The 14,098-nt window shown below is 66.9% G+C and carries 13 protein-coding genes; 8 read left to right on the top strand and 5 right to left on the bottom strand.

Going from position 1 to position 14,098, the window contains the following annotated elements; translation table 11 throughout:
• Position 1: 1 nt before the first annotated feature.
• Entirely contained in the window at positions 2-2,509 is a 2,508-nt protein-coding gene (locus CXX84_RS13470; RefSeq protein ID WP_102977222.1) for a DNA topoisomerase (ATP-hydrolyzing) subunit A, read from the bottom strand.
• A gap of 88 nt (positions 2,510-2,597) precedes the next feature.
• Between CXX84_RS13470 and CXX84_RS13465 the strand changes: the two genes are divergently transcribed.
• The 4 genes from CXX84_RS13465 to CXX84_RS13450 are packed head-to-tail and all read left to right on the top strand — an operon-like array spanning position 2,598 to position 8,038.
• A complete protein-coding gene (locus tag CXX84_RS13465) occupies positions 2,598-5,282 on the top strand; it encodes a bifunctional GNAT family N-acetyltransferase/acetate--CoA ligase family protein (RefSeq protein WP_102977221.1) in 2,685 nt (894 codons plus the stop codon).
• A gap of 42 nt (positions 5,283-5,324) precedes the next feature.
• On the top strand, positions 5,325-6,065 hold the full coding sequence (locus CXX84_RS13460; RefSeq protein WP_102977220.1) for a DUF5998 family protein: 741 nt from the start codon (positions 5,325-5,327) through the stop codon (positions 6,063-6,065).
• Between the two features lies 1 nt (position 6,066).
• Entirely contained in the window at positions 6,067-7,320 is a 1,254-nt protein-coding gene (locus CXX84_RS13455; protein WP_102977219.1) for an alkaline phosphatase family protein, read from the top strand.
• Entirely contained in the window at positions 7,313-8,038 is a 726-nt protein-coding gene (locus tag CXX84_RS13450; RefSeq protein WP_102977218.1) for a thymidine kinase, read from the top strand. Before CXX84_RS13455 ends, CXX84_RS13450 begins: the two co-directional genes overlap by 8 nt.
• A gap of 42 nt (positions 8,039-8,080) precedes the next feature.
• Here the strand turns inward: CXX84_RS13450 and sepH are convergent, their stop codons facing one another.
• Both sepH and CXX84_RS13440 read right to left on the bottom strand, forming a co-directional pair.
• On the bottom strand, positions 8,081-9,418 hold the full coding sequence (sepH, locus tag CXX84_RS13445; protein WP_102977217.1) for a septation protein SepH: 1,338 nt from the start codon (positions 9,416-9,418) through the stop codon (positions 8,081-8,083).
• A 121-nt stretch (positions 9,419-9,539) separates the two neighbouring features.
• On the bottom strand, positions 9,540-10,028 hold the full coding sequence (locus CXX84_RS13440; RefSeq protein ID WP_102977216.1) for a DUF3093 domain-containing protein: 489 nt from the start codon (positions 10,026-10,028) through the stop codon (positions 9,540-9,542).
• A gap of 147 nt (positions 10,029-10,175) precedes the next feature.
• Between CXX84_RS13440 and dut the strand changes: the two genes are divergently transcribed.
• The 4 genes from dut (at position 10,176) to CXX84_RS13420 (ending at position 12,645) form a co-directional block, all read left to right on the top strand.
• Positions 10,176-10,706 (top strand): dUTP diphosphatase, encoded by a 531-nt coding sequence (gene dut / locus CXX84_RS13435; protein ID WP_102977215.1) that lies wholly within the window; start codon positions 10,176-10,178, stop codon positions 10,704-10,706.
• Between the two features lie 109 nt (positions 10,707-10,815).
• Positions 10,816-11,529 carry a DUF3710 domain-containing protein gene (locus tag CXX84_RS13430; protein WP_102977214.1) on the top strand — a complete coding sequence of 238 codons (714 nt, stop codon included), beginning with the start codon at positions 10,816-10,818 and terminating at the stop codon, positions 11,527-11,529.
• Complete coding sequence (locus tag CXX84_RS13425; RefSeq protein WP_102977213.1) at positions 11,522-11,881, top strand: OB-fold nucleic acid binding domain-containing protein; 360 nt, start codon at positions 11,522-11,524, stop codon at positions 11,879-11,881. The genes CXX84_RS13430 and CXX84_RS13425 overlap by 8 nt, the downstream gene beginning before the upstream one ends.
• Positions 11,878-12,645, top strand: a complete 768-nt coding sequence (locus CXX84_RS13420) for a DUF3159 domain-containing protein (RefSeq protein ID WP_102977212.1) — start codon at positions 11,878-11,880, stop codon at positions 12,643-12,645. The genes CXX84_RS13425 and CXX84_RS13420 overlap by 4 nt, the downstream gene beginning before the upstream one ends.
• Before the next feature lie 20 nt (positions 12,646-12,665).
• Here the strand turns inward: CXX84_RS13420 and CXX84_RS13415 are convergent, their stop codons facing one another.
• Both CXX84_RS13415 and CXX84_RS13410 read right to left on the bottom strand, forming a co-directional pair.
• Complete coding sequence (locus tag CXX84_RS13415; protein ID WP_102977211.1) at positions 12,666-13,409, bottom strand: potassium channel family protein; 744 nt, start codon at positions 13,407-13,409, stop codon at positions 12,666-12,668.
• Complete coding sequence (locus CXX84_RS13410; RefSeq protein WP_102977210.1) at positions 13,406-14,080, bottom strand: potassium channel family protein; 675 nt, start codon at positions 14,078-14,080, stop codon at positions 13,406-13,408. The genes CXX84_RS13415 and CXX84_RS13410 overlap by 4 nt, the downstream gene beginning before the upstream one ends.
• Positions 14,081-14,098: the final 18 nt, after the last annotated feature.

Genomic DNA, 14,098 nt, shown 5'->3' with positions numbered 1-14,098 from the left:
TCTAAGCGGGATCAGGCCACGCCATGGCGGGACCCACCACCTCCACCGGCTGTGACAGGGGCACGCCGGAGCCGTCGCGCCGGCCGTGCTCCTGCGGCAGCGACCTGGCCACGCCTGCTGCTGAAGCGGCCTTGGCCGGACCGTGGCCCGCCCACGCCAGCAGCAGCGTGTCCTCGCCTTTCAGGAAGCGGTGGGCCCGGACGCCTGCTGTTGCACGTCCCTTGAGCGGGTACTCGGAGAATGCCGTCACCTTGGCCGTTCCGGGGGCGGTCCCGGGAAGGGCGCCTGTGGTCCCGGCAATGGTGACCACCACTGCTGCCTCGTCCTTGGGGTGGACTGCGCCGAAGAACAGCACCCGGTCACCCGCCGCCAGCTTGATGCCGGCCATGCCGCCGGCAGTCCGCCCCTGCGGCCGGACGCCGGCAGCAGCAAACTTCAGCAGCTGTGCCTGGCTGGTCAGGAACACCAGCTCGGCATCGTCGGCTCCCGCCGGCACGACGTTCACCACAAAGTCTTTGTCCTTCAGCGAAATGACGTCCCAGTCTTCCCGGTTCAGGGGGTAGTCCGGCTGCACGCGCTTCACTACGCCCTGGGCCGTGCCGATGGCCAGCACTTCGTCCAGCGGGACGAACGCCACCAGGGTTTCCCCCTTCAGCAGGGTGAGGAAATCCCTGGCCGGAACGCCGCCGGCGAGGTTGGGCAGGCCGGACATCGGCGGCAGGACCGGCATGTCCATCACCTGCAGCCGCAGCATCCGTCCCAGCGACGTGACCGCGGCGATCTCGCCCCGCGCGGAGGTTTTGACCACGGACGTGTACACATCGTGCTTGGCCCGGGGGCCGGCTTCCGCCAGTGGTTCCTGGTTGCTGGTGCGGGCCACCTGTCCGGAAGCGGTGAGGATGGCCCAGCAGGGGTCATCGGCAATCTCCAGGGCAAGCGGCGCGGGCTTGCCCTTCCTGCCCGCAGCCAGGGCAAGGTCAGCGGCGACGGTCGGGGCTACGGCTTCGGATTCCAGCAGGACAGTCCGTCGCGGCGTGCCGTGCTGCTCGGCAATCTCGCCCAGCTCGTCCGACACCAGGGTCCGCAGGCGCTCCTCCGAACCCAGGATCGCCTCGAGCTCCGCGATCTCGCGGCGCAGCTCATCCTGCTCCTTCTCCAGCTCGATCCGGGAGTACTTGGTCAGCTGGCGCAGCCGGAGCTCCAGGATGTAGTTCGCCTGGATTTCCGTGAGGTCGTAGATGGACATCAGCCGTTCCCGGGCAGCCGCCGCCTCATCAGAGGAACGGATGATCTGGATGACCTCGTCAATGTCCACGATGGCGATGAGGAGGCCCTCCACCAGGTGCAGGCGGTCCTTCTTCTTCCCCAGCCGGAACACGGTCCGCCGGCGGACCACGTCAATCCGGTGGGTCACGTAGACAGACAGCAGCTGGACCAGGCCCAGGGTCTGCGGCTGGCCGTCCACCAGGGTGACGTTGTTGATGCCGAAGGAGTCCTCCATCGGCGAGTAGCGGTACAGCTGCTGGAGCACGGCGTTGGGGTTGAAGCCGTTCTTGAGCTCGATGACCAGGCGCAGCCCGTGCTTGCGGTCGGTCAGGTCAACGATGTCGCTGATGCCGGTGAGCTTCTTGGCGTTGACGGCGTCCTTGATCTTTTCGATGACCTTTTCCGGACCCACCATGTACGGCAGTTCGGTCACCACCAGGCCGGTCCGGCGCGCGGAGAGCTGTTCCACCTCCACCTTGGCCCGGGTCTTGAAGGACCCGCGGCCGGTGGCGTAGGCATCGCGGATCCCCTCGAGTCCCACGATCCGGCCACCGCTGGGCAGGTCAGGACCCGGCACGAAGCGCATAAGGTCATCAAGGGTGGCATCCGGGTTGGCAATGAGGTGCCGGGCGGCGGAAATCACTTCCACCAGGTTGTGCGGGGCCATGTTGGTGGCCATGCCGACGGCGATGCCGGTGGCGCCGTTGACCAGCAGGTTGGGGAACGCGGCCGGGAGGACATCAGGCTGGGTCAGCTGGTTGTCGTAGTTGGGGACGAAGTCCACCACGTCTTCGTCGAGGTGGTTGGTGAGCGTCAGGGCGGCCGCCGCCAGCCGCGCTTCCGTGTACCGCGGAGCTGCCGGGCCGTCGTCGAGCGAGCCGAAGTTGCCGTGCCCGTCTATCAGCGGCAGCCGCAGCGAGAAGTCCTGCGCCATGCGCACCATGGCGTCGTAGATGGCGGTATCCCCGTGCGGGTGCAGCTTGCCCATGACCTCGCCCACCACGCGCGCGCTCTTCACGTGGCCGCGGTCAGGGCGCAGGCCCATGTCGCTCATCATGTAAAGGATGCGCCGCTGCACCGGCTTGAGCCCGTCCCGGGCGTCCGGAAGCGCCCGGGAGTAGATCACCGAATACGCGTACTCCAGGAAGGAGCCTTCCATCTCGGAGGTCACATCGATGTCCACGATGTTCTCCGTGTACGGGGTGCTGTCCACGGGAGGGGCTGAACTTTGGCGGCGTGCCATGGGGCTGGTAGGTCCTCTGCAGAGCTCTGGAAATGGTTAATTGGGCGCAAGCGGCGGTGCTGCGGGAGTTTTTGGCTAGGCTAAGCCTATGGTGGAACAGCCCGTGGACGGCGAATATCCGGAACATTGGGAAGCCGATGTCGTCCTGCGGGACGGCGGAACCGCGCATCTGCGGCCCATCCACCCCTCCGATGCGGACGCTGTCCAGAAATTCCACATGGGGCAGTCGCAGAACTCAATCTACATGCGCTTCTTCGCCTTCAAGGCCAAGCTTTCCAGCAAGGAGCTCAAGCGGTTCACGGAGGTGGACTACAGGGACAGGGTGGCGTTCGTCATCACCATTGGCGGTGAGATCGTGGGCATCGGCCGGTATGACCGGCTGGATGACCCCGCCGAAGCGGAAGTGGCGTTCAACATCGCTGACGCACACCAGGGACGGGGTATCGGCTCCATCCTGCTGGAGCACCTCGCCGCCGCTGCCCACGAAAACGGGATCCGGCGCTTCAGCGCCGAAGTGCTGCCGGAAAACCGGAAGATGCTGATGGTCTTCTCCGACGCCGGGTACGACGTCAAGCGGCATTTTGACGACGGCGTGGTGAGCCTTGAGTTCAACATCGACCCCACCGAAAAGTCCCGCGCCGTGATGGAGTCCCGCGAGCACCGCGCCGAGGCGAGGAGCGTGCGGGACCTGCTGACGCCGTCGTCCATTGCCGTGATCGGGGCCAGCCGCAAGTGGGGGACTGTTGGCTATCAGCTGCTCGAGCACATCATCGAGGGCGGCTTTCCCGGCCGGGTGTATGCCATCAACCCGGAAGCACTCGAACTGGCCGGCATGATCTCCTTCGGCAAGCTCGCCGAAGTGCCTGAACCCGTCCAGCTTGCCGTAATCGCCGTACCCTACGAGGAGGTTCCCGCCGTCGTCGCCGACTGCGCGGCAGCCGGCGTGAAGGGCCTGGTGATTGCTTCCGCGGGCTTCGCGGACGACGGCGAACGCGGCCTGATGCGGCAGCGGGACCTGGTGCGCCAGGCACGTGCCAACGGCATGCGGGTGATTGGGCCCGCGTCCCTGGGGATTGTGAACACGCACCCCGCAGTATCGCTGAACGCGTCGATGGCGCCTGCACTGCCGCTGCGCGGCGGGCTGGGGCTGTTCTCCCAGTCAGCAGCCATCGGCGTCTCCCTCTATGCCGCCTCCAGCAGGCGGCGGCTCGGCCTGTCCACCTTCCTTTCCGCCGGCAACCGCGCCGATGTGTCCGGCAACGACATGATGCAGTACTGGGAAGACGACGCCGACACGTCCGCCGTCGGCCTCTATCTGGAGTCGATCGGGAACCCACGCAAGTTCTCCCGGCTGGCGCGCCGGCTCGCGCGGATCAAACCGGTGATTGTGGCCAAATCCGATGCCATGGGGCTGCGGCTGCCCCCCGGTCACGCAGTCCGCACCACCCAGGCACCGGCAGGAGCGCTCGACGCCATGCTCCGCCAGTCCGGCGTAATCCGCGTGGAAACCATCGAACAGCTCGTGGATGTGGCGCAGGTGGTGTCCAACCAGCCCCTGCCCGCGGGCCCGGGCCTGGCCATCTTCAGCAACTCCCGGGCCCTGGGAACAGTGGTGGCGGACAGTGCTTCCGCGCATGGGCTCAGCGTTCAGGAACTGATGGCCGGGGTGGACCTCGACGTGGGCCAGTCAGTTGCTCTGCCCGCCCTGCGCTCGGCACTGCTGGCTGCGCTGGAGTCCGACACCGTCCACGCCGCCGTCGCTGCCTTGCTTCCTGCCCGGGGGCTCACGGTGGACAGCATCGCCGAGGTGCTTGCCGAATGCTCCGTCAAGACGGGGAAACCCGTGGTCGCCGCCTTTACCGGGATCCTGGATCCGTCGGTCTACGTTGAGGGCATGGTGGGTCCCACGGAGCAGGCCGTACCGTGCTTCTCCAACCCAGGGGCTGCCGTGGCGGCGCTCGCGGCCGTGGTGCGGTATTCAGAGTGGGTTTCGCGCGACCACGGACACTTCGTTGAACCCGAAGGCTGCCATCCCCAACGCGCGCGGGCGGAACTCGAAACCCTCCTTCGCGAGGTCAAGGGGGAGCAACTCAAGCAGCTGGACCCCGCGGCCACCCGTTCCCTTCTGGGCCATTACGGGATCACGGTGCTGCCGTCCGTTGGCTTTGACACCCCGGACCAGGCGGTCGAGGCGGCCGATGCACTCGGTTGGCCGGTAGCCCTGAAGACCACCGACCCCTCGCTGCGCCACCGCCTGGACCTTGGCGGAGTGCGACTGGACATCCAGGATGCCGAGTCACTGCGCCTGAACGTGCTGCAGATGCGGCGGATCCTGTCCCGGTACGGCGACCCTGCCCTGGAGGTGCAGAGCATGGCGCCGGTCGGCCAGGCCTGCACGTTCCGGGCAATCGAGGACCCGCTGCTTGGACCCGTCATTTCCTTTGGCCTCGCAGGGGATGCCGTGAATCTCCTTGACGACTGGGCGCACCGGGTGCCGCCGCTGTCCGCCGCGGACGTGCACGACTTCATCCGCGCGCCGCGGGCTGCCCGGAAGCTCTTCGGCTACCAGGGCTTGCCCGCGGTGGACGTGGCCGCCCTTGAAGACCTGGCCGGCAGGCTCGCCTGGCTGAAGGACAGCCATCCGGAGATCGCACTCGTGGAATTCAATCCCGTGCTCTGCGGGGCATCCGGTGCTGTAATCCTCGCCGCGGACGTCCGGATCGGCAACGCAGCCCAGCGCACGGACAGCGCCCGCCGCGCCATGCTCGGCTGACGCGGTTGGCAATGTGCGCGGCCGATCTGTGAAAATGGGGGAATGAGCTCACAGCCTCCCGCTTCGGCGCCCGAAACGCCCGGCAATGAAAACCAGGCAGTCCGCCACAGCTCACACAACCACAGCGCCCAGGGCCAAAGCCTTGACGGTGCACTGCAGAAGGCAGGCTTCTACCCGCGCCTGGTTGCCGACGTGGTGGACGATGCCCTGGACGGCCGCGAATGTGTAGCCCACCTGGTGCACCTGGAAACCCACTTTGACCGGGCCGAGGTCCGCCGCCACATCACGGTGCTGGTACTGACCGCGGACATGCTGGTGATCACCCATGTGGACGACCAGCAGCTGGATGAGGCCGGCGAACAGATCGTGGCCCAGATCTCCACCGAGTCCGTGCCTGTGGCGCAGATCCGTTCGGTGGTGCTCAGCTACATGTACGCCCAGCCGCAGAACTACAAGCCATCAGATCCGGTGCGCGAGGTCACGCTGTCCATCGCCTGGTCCGGCGGCCAGCGGCTGGACATGGGCCCGGCCAGCTGCGGGGATCCCCAGTGCGAGGCAGACCACGGCTACAGCGGCACCATAGCGCAGGAAGACATCGTCCTGCGGATCAGCGCTGAGGCGGATGGGCTGCAGGCAGTCCAGGACGCCAAGCTCTTCGCCCGTGCGTTGCGGGCAGTCAACACTGGCTCGGCAGCGCCGGCGCCCCATGTCCAGTCGCTCCCGCCCCGGCCGCGCCCGGGTGTGTTTGGCAACCGGCTGAGCCGCGGGCACCAGCAGCGCTGAGATGCCGGAAGAACGCCGCATCACCAGCTATGTCCCGTCAGCCCCTTCCAGCGGCTCATCCGTTCCGCCGGCCAACGCCCCTGACCTGCCGCCCGCTCCTGCCTACGGCCGTCGCTCAGTGGCGGATGTGCTGGGCAGCGCTGCGGCAAGCCTGGGCCTCGAAGGGTTCACCAATACCCTTGGCCTTCCTGCCGCCTCCCGTGTGTGCGTGGTTGTGGCCGACGGCCTTGGCCGGAACCTCCTGAAGCAGAAGTCCGCCCACACACCTTTCCTGCGCTCCGTCATCCAGGCCGGCCAGGGCGAGGTGCCCGTCTGGCTGGATTCAGCGTTCCCCTCGACCACCGCAGCCGCGCTGGCAAGTCTTGGCACCGGTCTGCCTCCCGGCCAGCACGGCATGGTGGGGTACGACGTCCTTGATCCGGACCAGGACAAAGTGGTCAACCTGCTGGGCAACTGGGACCCCGGAGTGGACCCACAGCTGTGGCAGCCGTTTCCCACGGTCCTGGAGCGTGCCGCGGAGGATGCCGCCGTCACCACTGTCAGCCTGCCCCAGTTTGGCGACTCACCCATGACCCGGGCCGCCCTCCGCGGCGGCACTTTCGTGTCCGCCACCACTTCCCACGCCCGTACTGCTGCTGCCGCAGAAGCGCTCGCCGCGCCCGGCCCCGCGCTCATGTACTTCTACCTCAATGAGCTGGATAAGGCCGGCCACCGCTACGGCTGCCAGTCGCAGCAGTGGGAACACCAGCTTGAGGAGCTGGATGCCACCATGAAGCGCCTGAACGCCTCCCTCCCGGCCGGTACCACCATCCTGTTGACGGCGGACCATGGCATGCTCGACGTTCCGGAGCAGCAACGCATCGATTTTTCCGCAGAACCGCACCTCGTGGAAGGTGTCAGGCACACGGCCGGGGAACCCAGGATGGTGCACCTCTACCTGGAACCCAACGCCGGCGCCCGTGCGCAGGAACGGCTGCTCGCAGCGTGGCGGGCCCGCTTCGGCACACGCATCTGGGCGTTTACCCGGGCGGACGCCATTGCGGCGGGACTTTTCGGATCGGTGCGGCCCGCTGTGGAGGGCAGGATCGGTGACGTGATGATTGCGGCCCGGGACGAACTGGCGCTCTACGACATCCGGCGGGTGCGTCCCGCCGCCATGGACGTGGTGGGTCAGCATGGATCCCTCACCAGGGCGGAGCGGGAGGTTCCGTTCCTGTGTTTCGCAGCAGACGGGAGGAGCGCACGCCGTGGCTGAACTCGTGTTTTTCTCGGGCACCATGGACTGCGGTAAGTCCACGCTCGCGCTCCAGATGGATCATAACCACCGGGCCCGGGGACGGGGCGGTGTCCGCTTCAGCCGCAACGACCGCGCAGGCGAGTCCCGCATCTCCAGCCGGCTCGGGCTGGAAACTGACGCCGTCGAGGTAGTGGACCGGACGGACTTCTGGGAGGAAGTCATGAAGCGGCGCACCCAGGGACAGCGCGTGGACTACCTCATCTGCGACGAGGCCCAGTTCTACACGCCCGAACAGGTGGAACAGCTGGCGAAAGTCGTGGACGAAATTGACGTGGACGTCTTTGCCTTCGGTATTACCGCTGATTTCCGCACCAGGCTCTTTCCCGGCTCCCAGCGGCTGATTGAACTGGCGGACCGGGTGCAGGTCCTGCAGGTGGAGGCGCTGTGCTGGTGCGGCCGCAGGGCAACCCACAATGCGCGGACCATGGACGGCGTCATGGTCACCGAGGGCGCCCAGGTAGTGGTGGGAGACGTGGACATGGCCGTGGACGGACCTGCGGCCGCAGCGGCGGGCCACGTCCCCCTGGTGGGGTATGAGACTCTCTGCCGCCGCCACTTCATGCGCCGCGTCACCGCACACGGCGCCAACCTGATGGCCGAACAGGACCAATTACTGCCGTTTGACGTGGATGCGTGCCTCTGGCGGGGCACGGGCGGTACGGCAACCGGGGCCTGACGGCCGGGTTGTCCAGCGTGCCCGCCCGTTTCCGGACTGTGGTCAGTCTCCCCGGGTACCGAAGACGATCTCGTCCCAGGATGGAACGCTTGAGCGCTTGGGCCTCGCGGGCTGCCGCTCGGGGGTAACTGCCTCAGGCAGTTGGCCTGTTGTGGGGGAGGCGTCATCGCCCCTGGAGGCCGGCCGCCTGGGACTGCCGCCCAACAGCTCGTCAAGGCCGCCGCCGCTGACTGCACTTCCGGCCTCCTCTGCTGCCTCGGCGTCCGGAGGGGCGGTCGACCCGCGGGTTGAGGCCACAATCGTGATTTCCCGGGTATCGGTACTGACGCCGTCGTGCAACCGCAGACTCTCGTCGGCGGGGTCCCGATGCGGAGGCATAAGGCTGAGCCGGGACAGCATGGACGGCCGGGCTTCCCGGCGCCGGATGAAGGAATCGCCCTGGGCGGCAGGAGCTTCGCCGCCGTCCGCTTCTGGTTCAGCGGCCGCTTCCCCGGCCTCCGGCACGACCTCGGAGGGCCGGGGATGGGCGGCGGGTACGCCGTTGGTTAGAAGCAACGCCAGGGCGTCGTCGGAATCCTCGTCCACGCCCAGCCGCTGGCCCCGCCGCGAGCGGAGCATGTCCAGGAGGCCGTCGGATTCCTTGTCCTTAGCGGAAGCCGTGCCTCCGGGGCCGTTCTGGTTGCCTGGAACGGCGTCGGCATCGGTCTCAAAATCAAAGGGCCTGTCGGACACCGCGGAAAGACGCCTGGCAGGCACCGGCCCGTCCAGAGGCTCCAGTTCGCTGAGCTGCTGGGCCCAGCGGTTGCCGTTGTGCAGGGATTTGCGCGCCGGACTGAAGGTCCACAGCGCCGGCGGTTCCTCGCCGATGCCCGGGCTGCCGCCGTTCTTTGTTTCGAAGGTGGCCGAGACGGTCCAGGTTCCATCCTGGCGGCGCCAGGAATCCCACTCAACAGTCCCGGGATCGATGCCATGCGCCGCAAGCCGGTGAGCCACCATGTCACCGAGGGTTGCCGGGTTATCACCGAAGGCCGAGCGGTAGACGTCGTGGCCCGGGGAGGGCGCGGCTACTTCCACCTTGCGGGCCTGCTGGGCAACATACTCCCGTTCTGCAAGGACGGGGCCCTCATAGCGTTCGACCTTGGCGAGCGGAAGCCCGGAAGCCTCGGCTACGTCCGCCGCCGTGGCGCCTGCCCGAATACGGGCCTGGATGTCCCGCGGGGACATGGGAACGGAGGGCCGCTCCGTCCGCGGTTTAACCGCAGACCTGCTTGCCGTCCTCAGCGCTTCATCGATCGGCAGCTGGAACATCTCGCCGCCGGCCCCGCTCAACAGGAGGTGAGTCCCGTCGTCGTGTACGCCTACAAGCCGTAGATCCTGCATACAAATCCTCCACCCTGGCATTACTATCACTCGAAACTTTGCCACCCGGCGGACACGTTTTGGGTCAAGGGGCAGGGCGCGCCGCGATTTTCCGGGACTTCCCGGCACATTGGAACGCCGGCTACTTGCGTGCGAGGGCCGCCGTCAGCTCGTCAGGACGGCGGGTGGAGGTCAGCCAGTAGGGCGTCGGATCGGACGGGTCGGTGATGTCAATCCTGACCACCGGATCGATCCAGCCCCTGATGCAGAGGTAGGCCAGGGCGTTCAGCCGGGTGCCGCGTTCCGCCGTCGCTTCCTCGCCGCGGAACGGCAGCGCGGCACCCACGTAGCGGCGCTCGATGGTGGCCCGGCCAACGGTCAGCGCCTTTTGGGTGACCACGATGCTGGGCGTGGAGAGGATCAGGAGGACGGCGATGATGGTGAAGAGCACTACCGCAGCCGTGTAGCCGGCGGCAGCGCTGATGGGCGCGAACACCAGGATTCCCGCACCGGAGACGCCCGCCGCAATGATCCAGATCCAGACATTGGGCCAGAGCTTCTCCCGGTACATCACGGCCGTCTCTGCGGAAGGAGTGCTGGGAACGGACGCGGCGGAACTTGATTCGGGCATGGGCCAAGCTTTCCACCTTTCCCTGGCTATTTCATCCCGGCCGGTTCCGCCCCGGCGAACGCTGGTCCGCCTGGCTCCGGCTGCACTCCTTCGGCCGCCAAGGGCGGCCTAGGTCCGATCCATGGGCGCGGGTTAGAGTGAGTGACTGTGACTGACCATTCCGCAGCAGTAGACACCTTTCCCACAGCAGCGACTGCCGGGGATGAGCCCGCCGCCGCAGCCCCCACCCTGCAGGTTCAGCTGAAGATGCTGGACCCGGGCCTGGAAGCACCCTCTTACGCACATCCCGGCGACGCCGGCGCGGACCTTCGCGCCAGGGAAGACGTTGTCCTGCAGCCGGGGGAGCGCAGGCTCGTTCCCACCGGGGTGGCGATCGCGCTGCCGGAGGGATTCGTGGCACTGATCCACCCGCGTTCCGGACTTGCCACCAAGCACGGCCTGACCATTGTCAATGCGCCGGGGACTGTGGATGCCGGGTACCGGGGGGAAATCGGCGTCACCCTGCTGAACACAGATGCCACCCACCCCATCGAGCTGCACCGCGGCGATAGAATTGCCCAGATGGTCATCCAGCGCGTCGAGTACGCGCAGTTCATACCCGTCAATGAATTGAGCGGATCGGTGCGCGGTACCGGCGGCTTCGGGTCTACCGGCGGATTCAACCGGCCTGGGGCCTAAAAGTAGAATTTTCCGTTCCGGCAGGCTCGTGCCGGGTCGCGGCACAGCACGACGGCGGGACCCGGCACGGGCCGGACCGGCACGATTTCACAACTAAGGAGACACCCTCATGGTCTTTGGGCTCGGCAGGAAAGCCAAGAAGGAAGAAGCAGGAGATCCGCTGGAGGACTCCCTCAGCGTTGAGGAGTCCTCCGACGCTGCTGCCGGCCCCGATGCCCGCGCCAATGGACCCTTCGATGAATCCGAAATCACCAGCCGTGACGGTTACGTGGACCTCGGTGCCCTGCTCATCACACCCAGCGAGGGACTGCAGTTGCGCCTCGAAGTGGAGGAAGCCACCCAGCGCGTGGTGGCAGTGACCCTGGACCTCAACGGATCCAGCCTGCAGCTGCAGGCATTCGCAGCACCCAAGACCGAGGGGCTGTGGGACGAAATCCGCGAACAGATCGGCCAGTCGGTGGGTGCCCAGGGCGGCCAGGTCGAAGAGATCGAGGGTGGGTTTGGCACCGAGCTGGTGGCAAAACTGCCGGCCGGGTTGCCGGACGGCAGCCAGGGCTACCGGGTGGCGCGTTTTGTCGGCATCGACGGGCCGCGCTGGTTCCTCCGGGGCGTGCTGGGAGGACCGGCAGCCCTGGAACGGGCGGCAGCAGAACCGTTGGAAGCGCTTTTCAGGCAGGTTGTGGTGATTCGCGGCGGCAGCCCCATGCCGCCGCGTGATCTGCTGCAGCTCCGCCTGCCCAAGGACACAGCCACCACCCCTCCGCCCTCCGACTCCTCCCTCCAGGAACCGGAACGTGGTCCGGAAACCACACAGATTGGCTGACCCGGGAGCGGGCGAGGGGCAGCAGGACACCGGAGCCCTCCCCGTCAGCCGGCTTCCGGAGAAAGGCCGTGTTACCTGCCAGGGACGGATCGACTCGGTGACCTTCCTTCCGGCAGACCAGGCTGCTGCCTTCAGCGCCATTGTTTCCGACGCCGGGCCCGGGAAAGCCCAGGCCGCCCCTGCAGGCGGACGGCGCGGGAGGCTCCGTGTTGTCTGGCTCGGGCGCCGGCGGGTGCCGGGCATTGAAACCGGCGCTGAGATCCGGCTGGAAGGAATGCTTTCCCGGAGTGCCGGATTGCCCACCATGTTCAACCCCCGCTACGAAATACTGTCCCGCCAGGAGGACGAATGACCGCGCCGCAGCCCGACCCTTCCGCCGGAGCCCCGAGGCCCGGCACTCCTGACAACGAAGCAAAGCCGGTCCCGGAGGCGTCACCCGTTGCCGGCTTCGCCGCCGAGTACGCGGCCAAGGCAGGACTGCACCGAACCCACGACGGCCGGGTCGACGTCCTGCGGAGCGCAGGCGGAGTCCAGGGCATTGCGGAGAGCATCATGCCTGGCCTGGTGTTCCTGGTGGCCTTCACCATCACCCGGGAGCTCACGTTGTCCCTCGTGGCGGCACTGGCGTCCGCTGCTGCGTTCACCGTGGTCCGGCTCATCCAGCGCAAACCGTTGACGCAGGCACTTGCCGGCGTGTTGGGCGTGGGAATCTCAGCGTGGCTTGCCAACACCACCGGCAAGGCGGAGGACTTCTACCTGCCCGGCTTCTTCACCAATGCCGCCTACATCCTGGCGATGGTGCTCTCCATCTTCCTCAAATGGCCGGTGGCCGGCCTGCTCTTCGGCTTCATCCGGAACGAGGGCCTTGACTGGCGCAAGGACCCGGTCCGGGTCAGGGCATACCAGCTGGGCACCTGGATCATCGTTGCGGTCCTCGCACTGCGTCTTGTAGTCCAGGTTCCCCTCTACCTCATGGGCCCGGAGGGACTGGCAGCACTGGCCACCACCCGGCTCATCATGGGCGCCCCGCTTTATATCCTCGGTGTCTGGGTTGCCTGGCTGGTGACTAAACCTGCCCCTGCCGACGACGACGGGCCGGGTACAGCCAAGGCCTGAGGTTACGGCGTGCGCGGCTGCTAACCGTCGAATCCGTCGTCCTCCAGCGCTTGCTGCCCTGCCCCGGCTCCCGCTGGTTGCGGTGGGCCTGCCGCACCAGACGTGTCCGGGGACGAGAGCAGGGCGCGCAGGTCGTCCTCCGCCGCAATGGTGGTAACAAAAAACAGTTCGTCGCCACCGTCGATCACGTCGTCCCGGCTGGGCGTAATGGGGGCATGGTCCCGCAGGATAGCCACCAGCGTGGAATCCTCGGGCCACCGGATATCCCCAACCGTCCGGCCAATCACGTGCGAGTCGTGCGGAACAGTGAATTCCACAATTGACGAGACGCCGGTCTGGAGGGTGAGGAGCCGGACAAGGTCGCCGATCTCCACGGCTTCCTCCACCAGTGCGGTCATGAGCTGGGGTGTGTTGACGGCGACGTCCACGCCCCAGGAATCGGTGAACATCCAGTCGTTTTTGGGGTTGTTCACCCGTCCCACTGTCCGGCCGACCCCGAATTCGGTTTTGGCCAGCAGGGAAACCACCAGGTTGACCTTGTCGTCACCGGTGGCTGACACCACGACGTCGGCCTCTTCCACTTTCGCTCCCTGGAGCGTGCTCAGCTCACAGGCGTCGCCCACAAGCCAGTGCGCTCCGCGAAGGCCGCTCCGTCCGATCACTTCGGGTTTGAGGTCGATGAGGAGGATGTCGTGCTTGTGCGCCAGCAGCTCCCTGGCGATGGAGGATCCGACGCTTCCTGCGCCGACGATCACGACTTTCACTGGTACTCCTTCACTGGGGCTTTGGCGAGGATCTGGGCGACCTGCGCGCTGCGGTCCACCTGGAGCATGGCGTGCACGGTGTCGCCGTCCTGGTACGCGGTGCCGGAAGAAGGCAGGATCCCTTCACCGAAGCGGGTCAGGTACGCCACGCGGATATCGGCGGCTTTCTCGATGCTGCTGACGCGGTGCCCGATCCATCCGGCGTCGAGGTCGAGTTCGGCCAGCACCAGGCGTCCCGAGGGTTCGCGGAAGTCGCCTGCGAGGTGCTGCTCAGGCAGAATGCGCCGGAGTACCTGGTCTGCACTCCAGCGGACCGCCGCCACGGTGGGAATTCCCAGCCGCTGGTAGATTTCGGCACGGCCGGGATCGTAGATCCGGGCCACGACGTGGGGAACGTGGAATGTTTCTCTCGCCACCCGGGTGGCGAGGATGTTGGAGTTGTCACCGCTGGACACGGCCGCGAAAGCGTAGGCTTCGGCAACGCCCGCCTGCTTCAGGGTGTCCCGGTCGAAACCGACACCCGTCACCTTGCGCCCGGTGAAACCTTGTCTCAGCCTGCGGAACGCGCGGTCGTCCTGGTCAATGATGGCCACCGAATGCCCGGCGTCCTCCAGTGTGTGGGCCAGCGTCGCCCCTACCCGGCCACATCCCATGATGACGAAATGCGCCACGGTCTCTCCTCTGTATTC

The organism is Arthrobacter sp. AFG7.2 (assembly GCF_002892835.1).
Taxonomy (GTDB): domain Bacteria; phylum Actinomycetota; class Actinomycetes; order Actinomycetales; family Micrococcaceae; genus Arthrobacter.
This window is presented reverse-complemented; position numbering and strand designations above follow the sequence as displayed.

What these genes read in the sequence shown, in the direction of transcription:
- CXX84_RS13470 (WP_102977222.1), bottom strand. Translation starts at nt 2,509, where the DNA reads ATGGCACGCCGCCAAAGTTCAGCCCCTCCCGTGGACAGCACCCCGTAC.
- CXX84_RS13440 (WP_102977216.1), bottom strand. Translation starts at nt 10,028, where the DNA reads ATGCCCGAATCAAGTTCCGCCGCGTCCGTTCCCAGCACTCCTTCCGCA.
- CXX84_RS13420 (WP_102977212.1), top strand. Translation starts at nt 11,878, where the DNA reads ATGACCGCGCCGCAGCCCGACCCTTCCGCCGGAGCCCCGAGGCCCGGC.
- CXX84_RS13430 (WP_102977214.1), top strand. Translation starts at nt 10,816, where the DNA reads ATGGTCTTTGGGCTCGGCAGGAAAGCCAAGAAGGAAGAAGCAGGAGAT.
- CXX84_RS13465 (WP_102977221.1), top strand. Translation starts at nt 2,598, where the DNA reads ATGGTGGAACAGCCCGTGGACGGCGAATATCCGGAACATTGGGAAGCC.
- CXX84_RS13460 (WP_102977220.1), top strand. Translation starts at nt 5,325, where the DNA reads ATGAGCTCACAGCCTCCCGCTTCGGCGCCCGAAACGCCCGGCAATGAA.
- CXX84_RS13455 (WP_102977219.1), top strand. Translation starts at nt 6,067, where the DNA reads ATGCCGGAAGAACGCCGCATCACCAGCTATGTCCCGTCAGCCCCTTCC.
- sepH (WP_102977217.1), bottom strand. Translation starts at nt 9,418, where the DNA reads ATGCAGGATCTACGGCTTGTAGGCGTACACGACGACGGGACTCACCTC.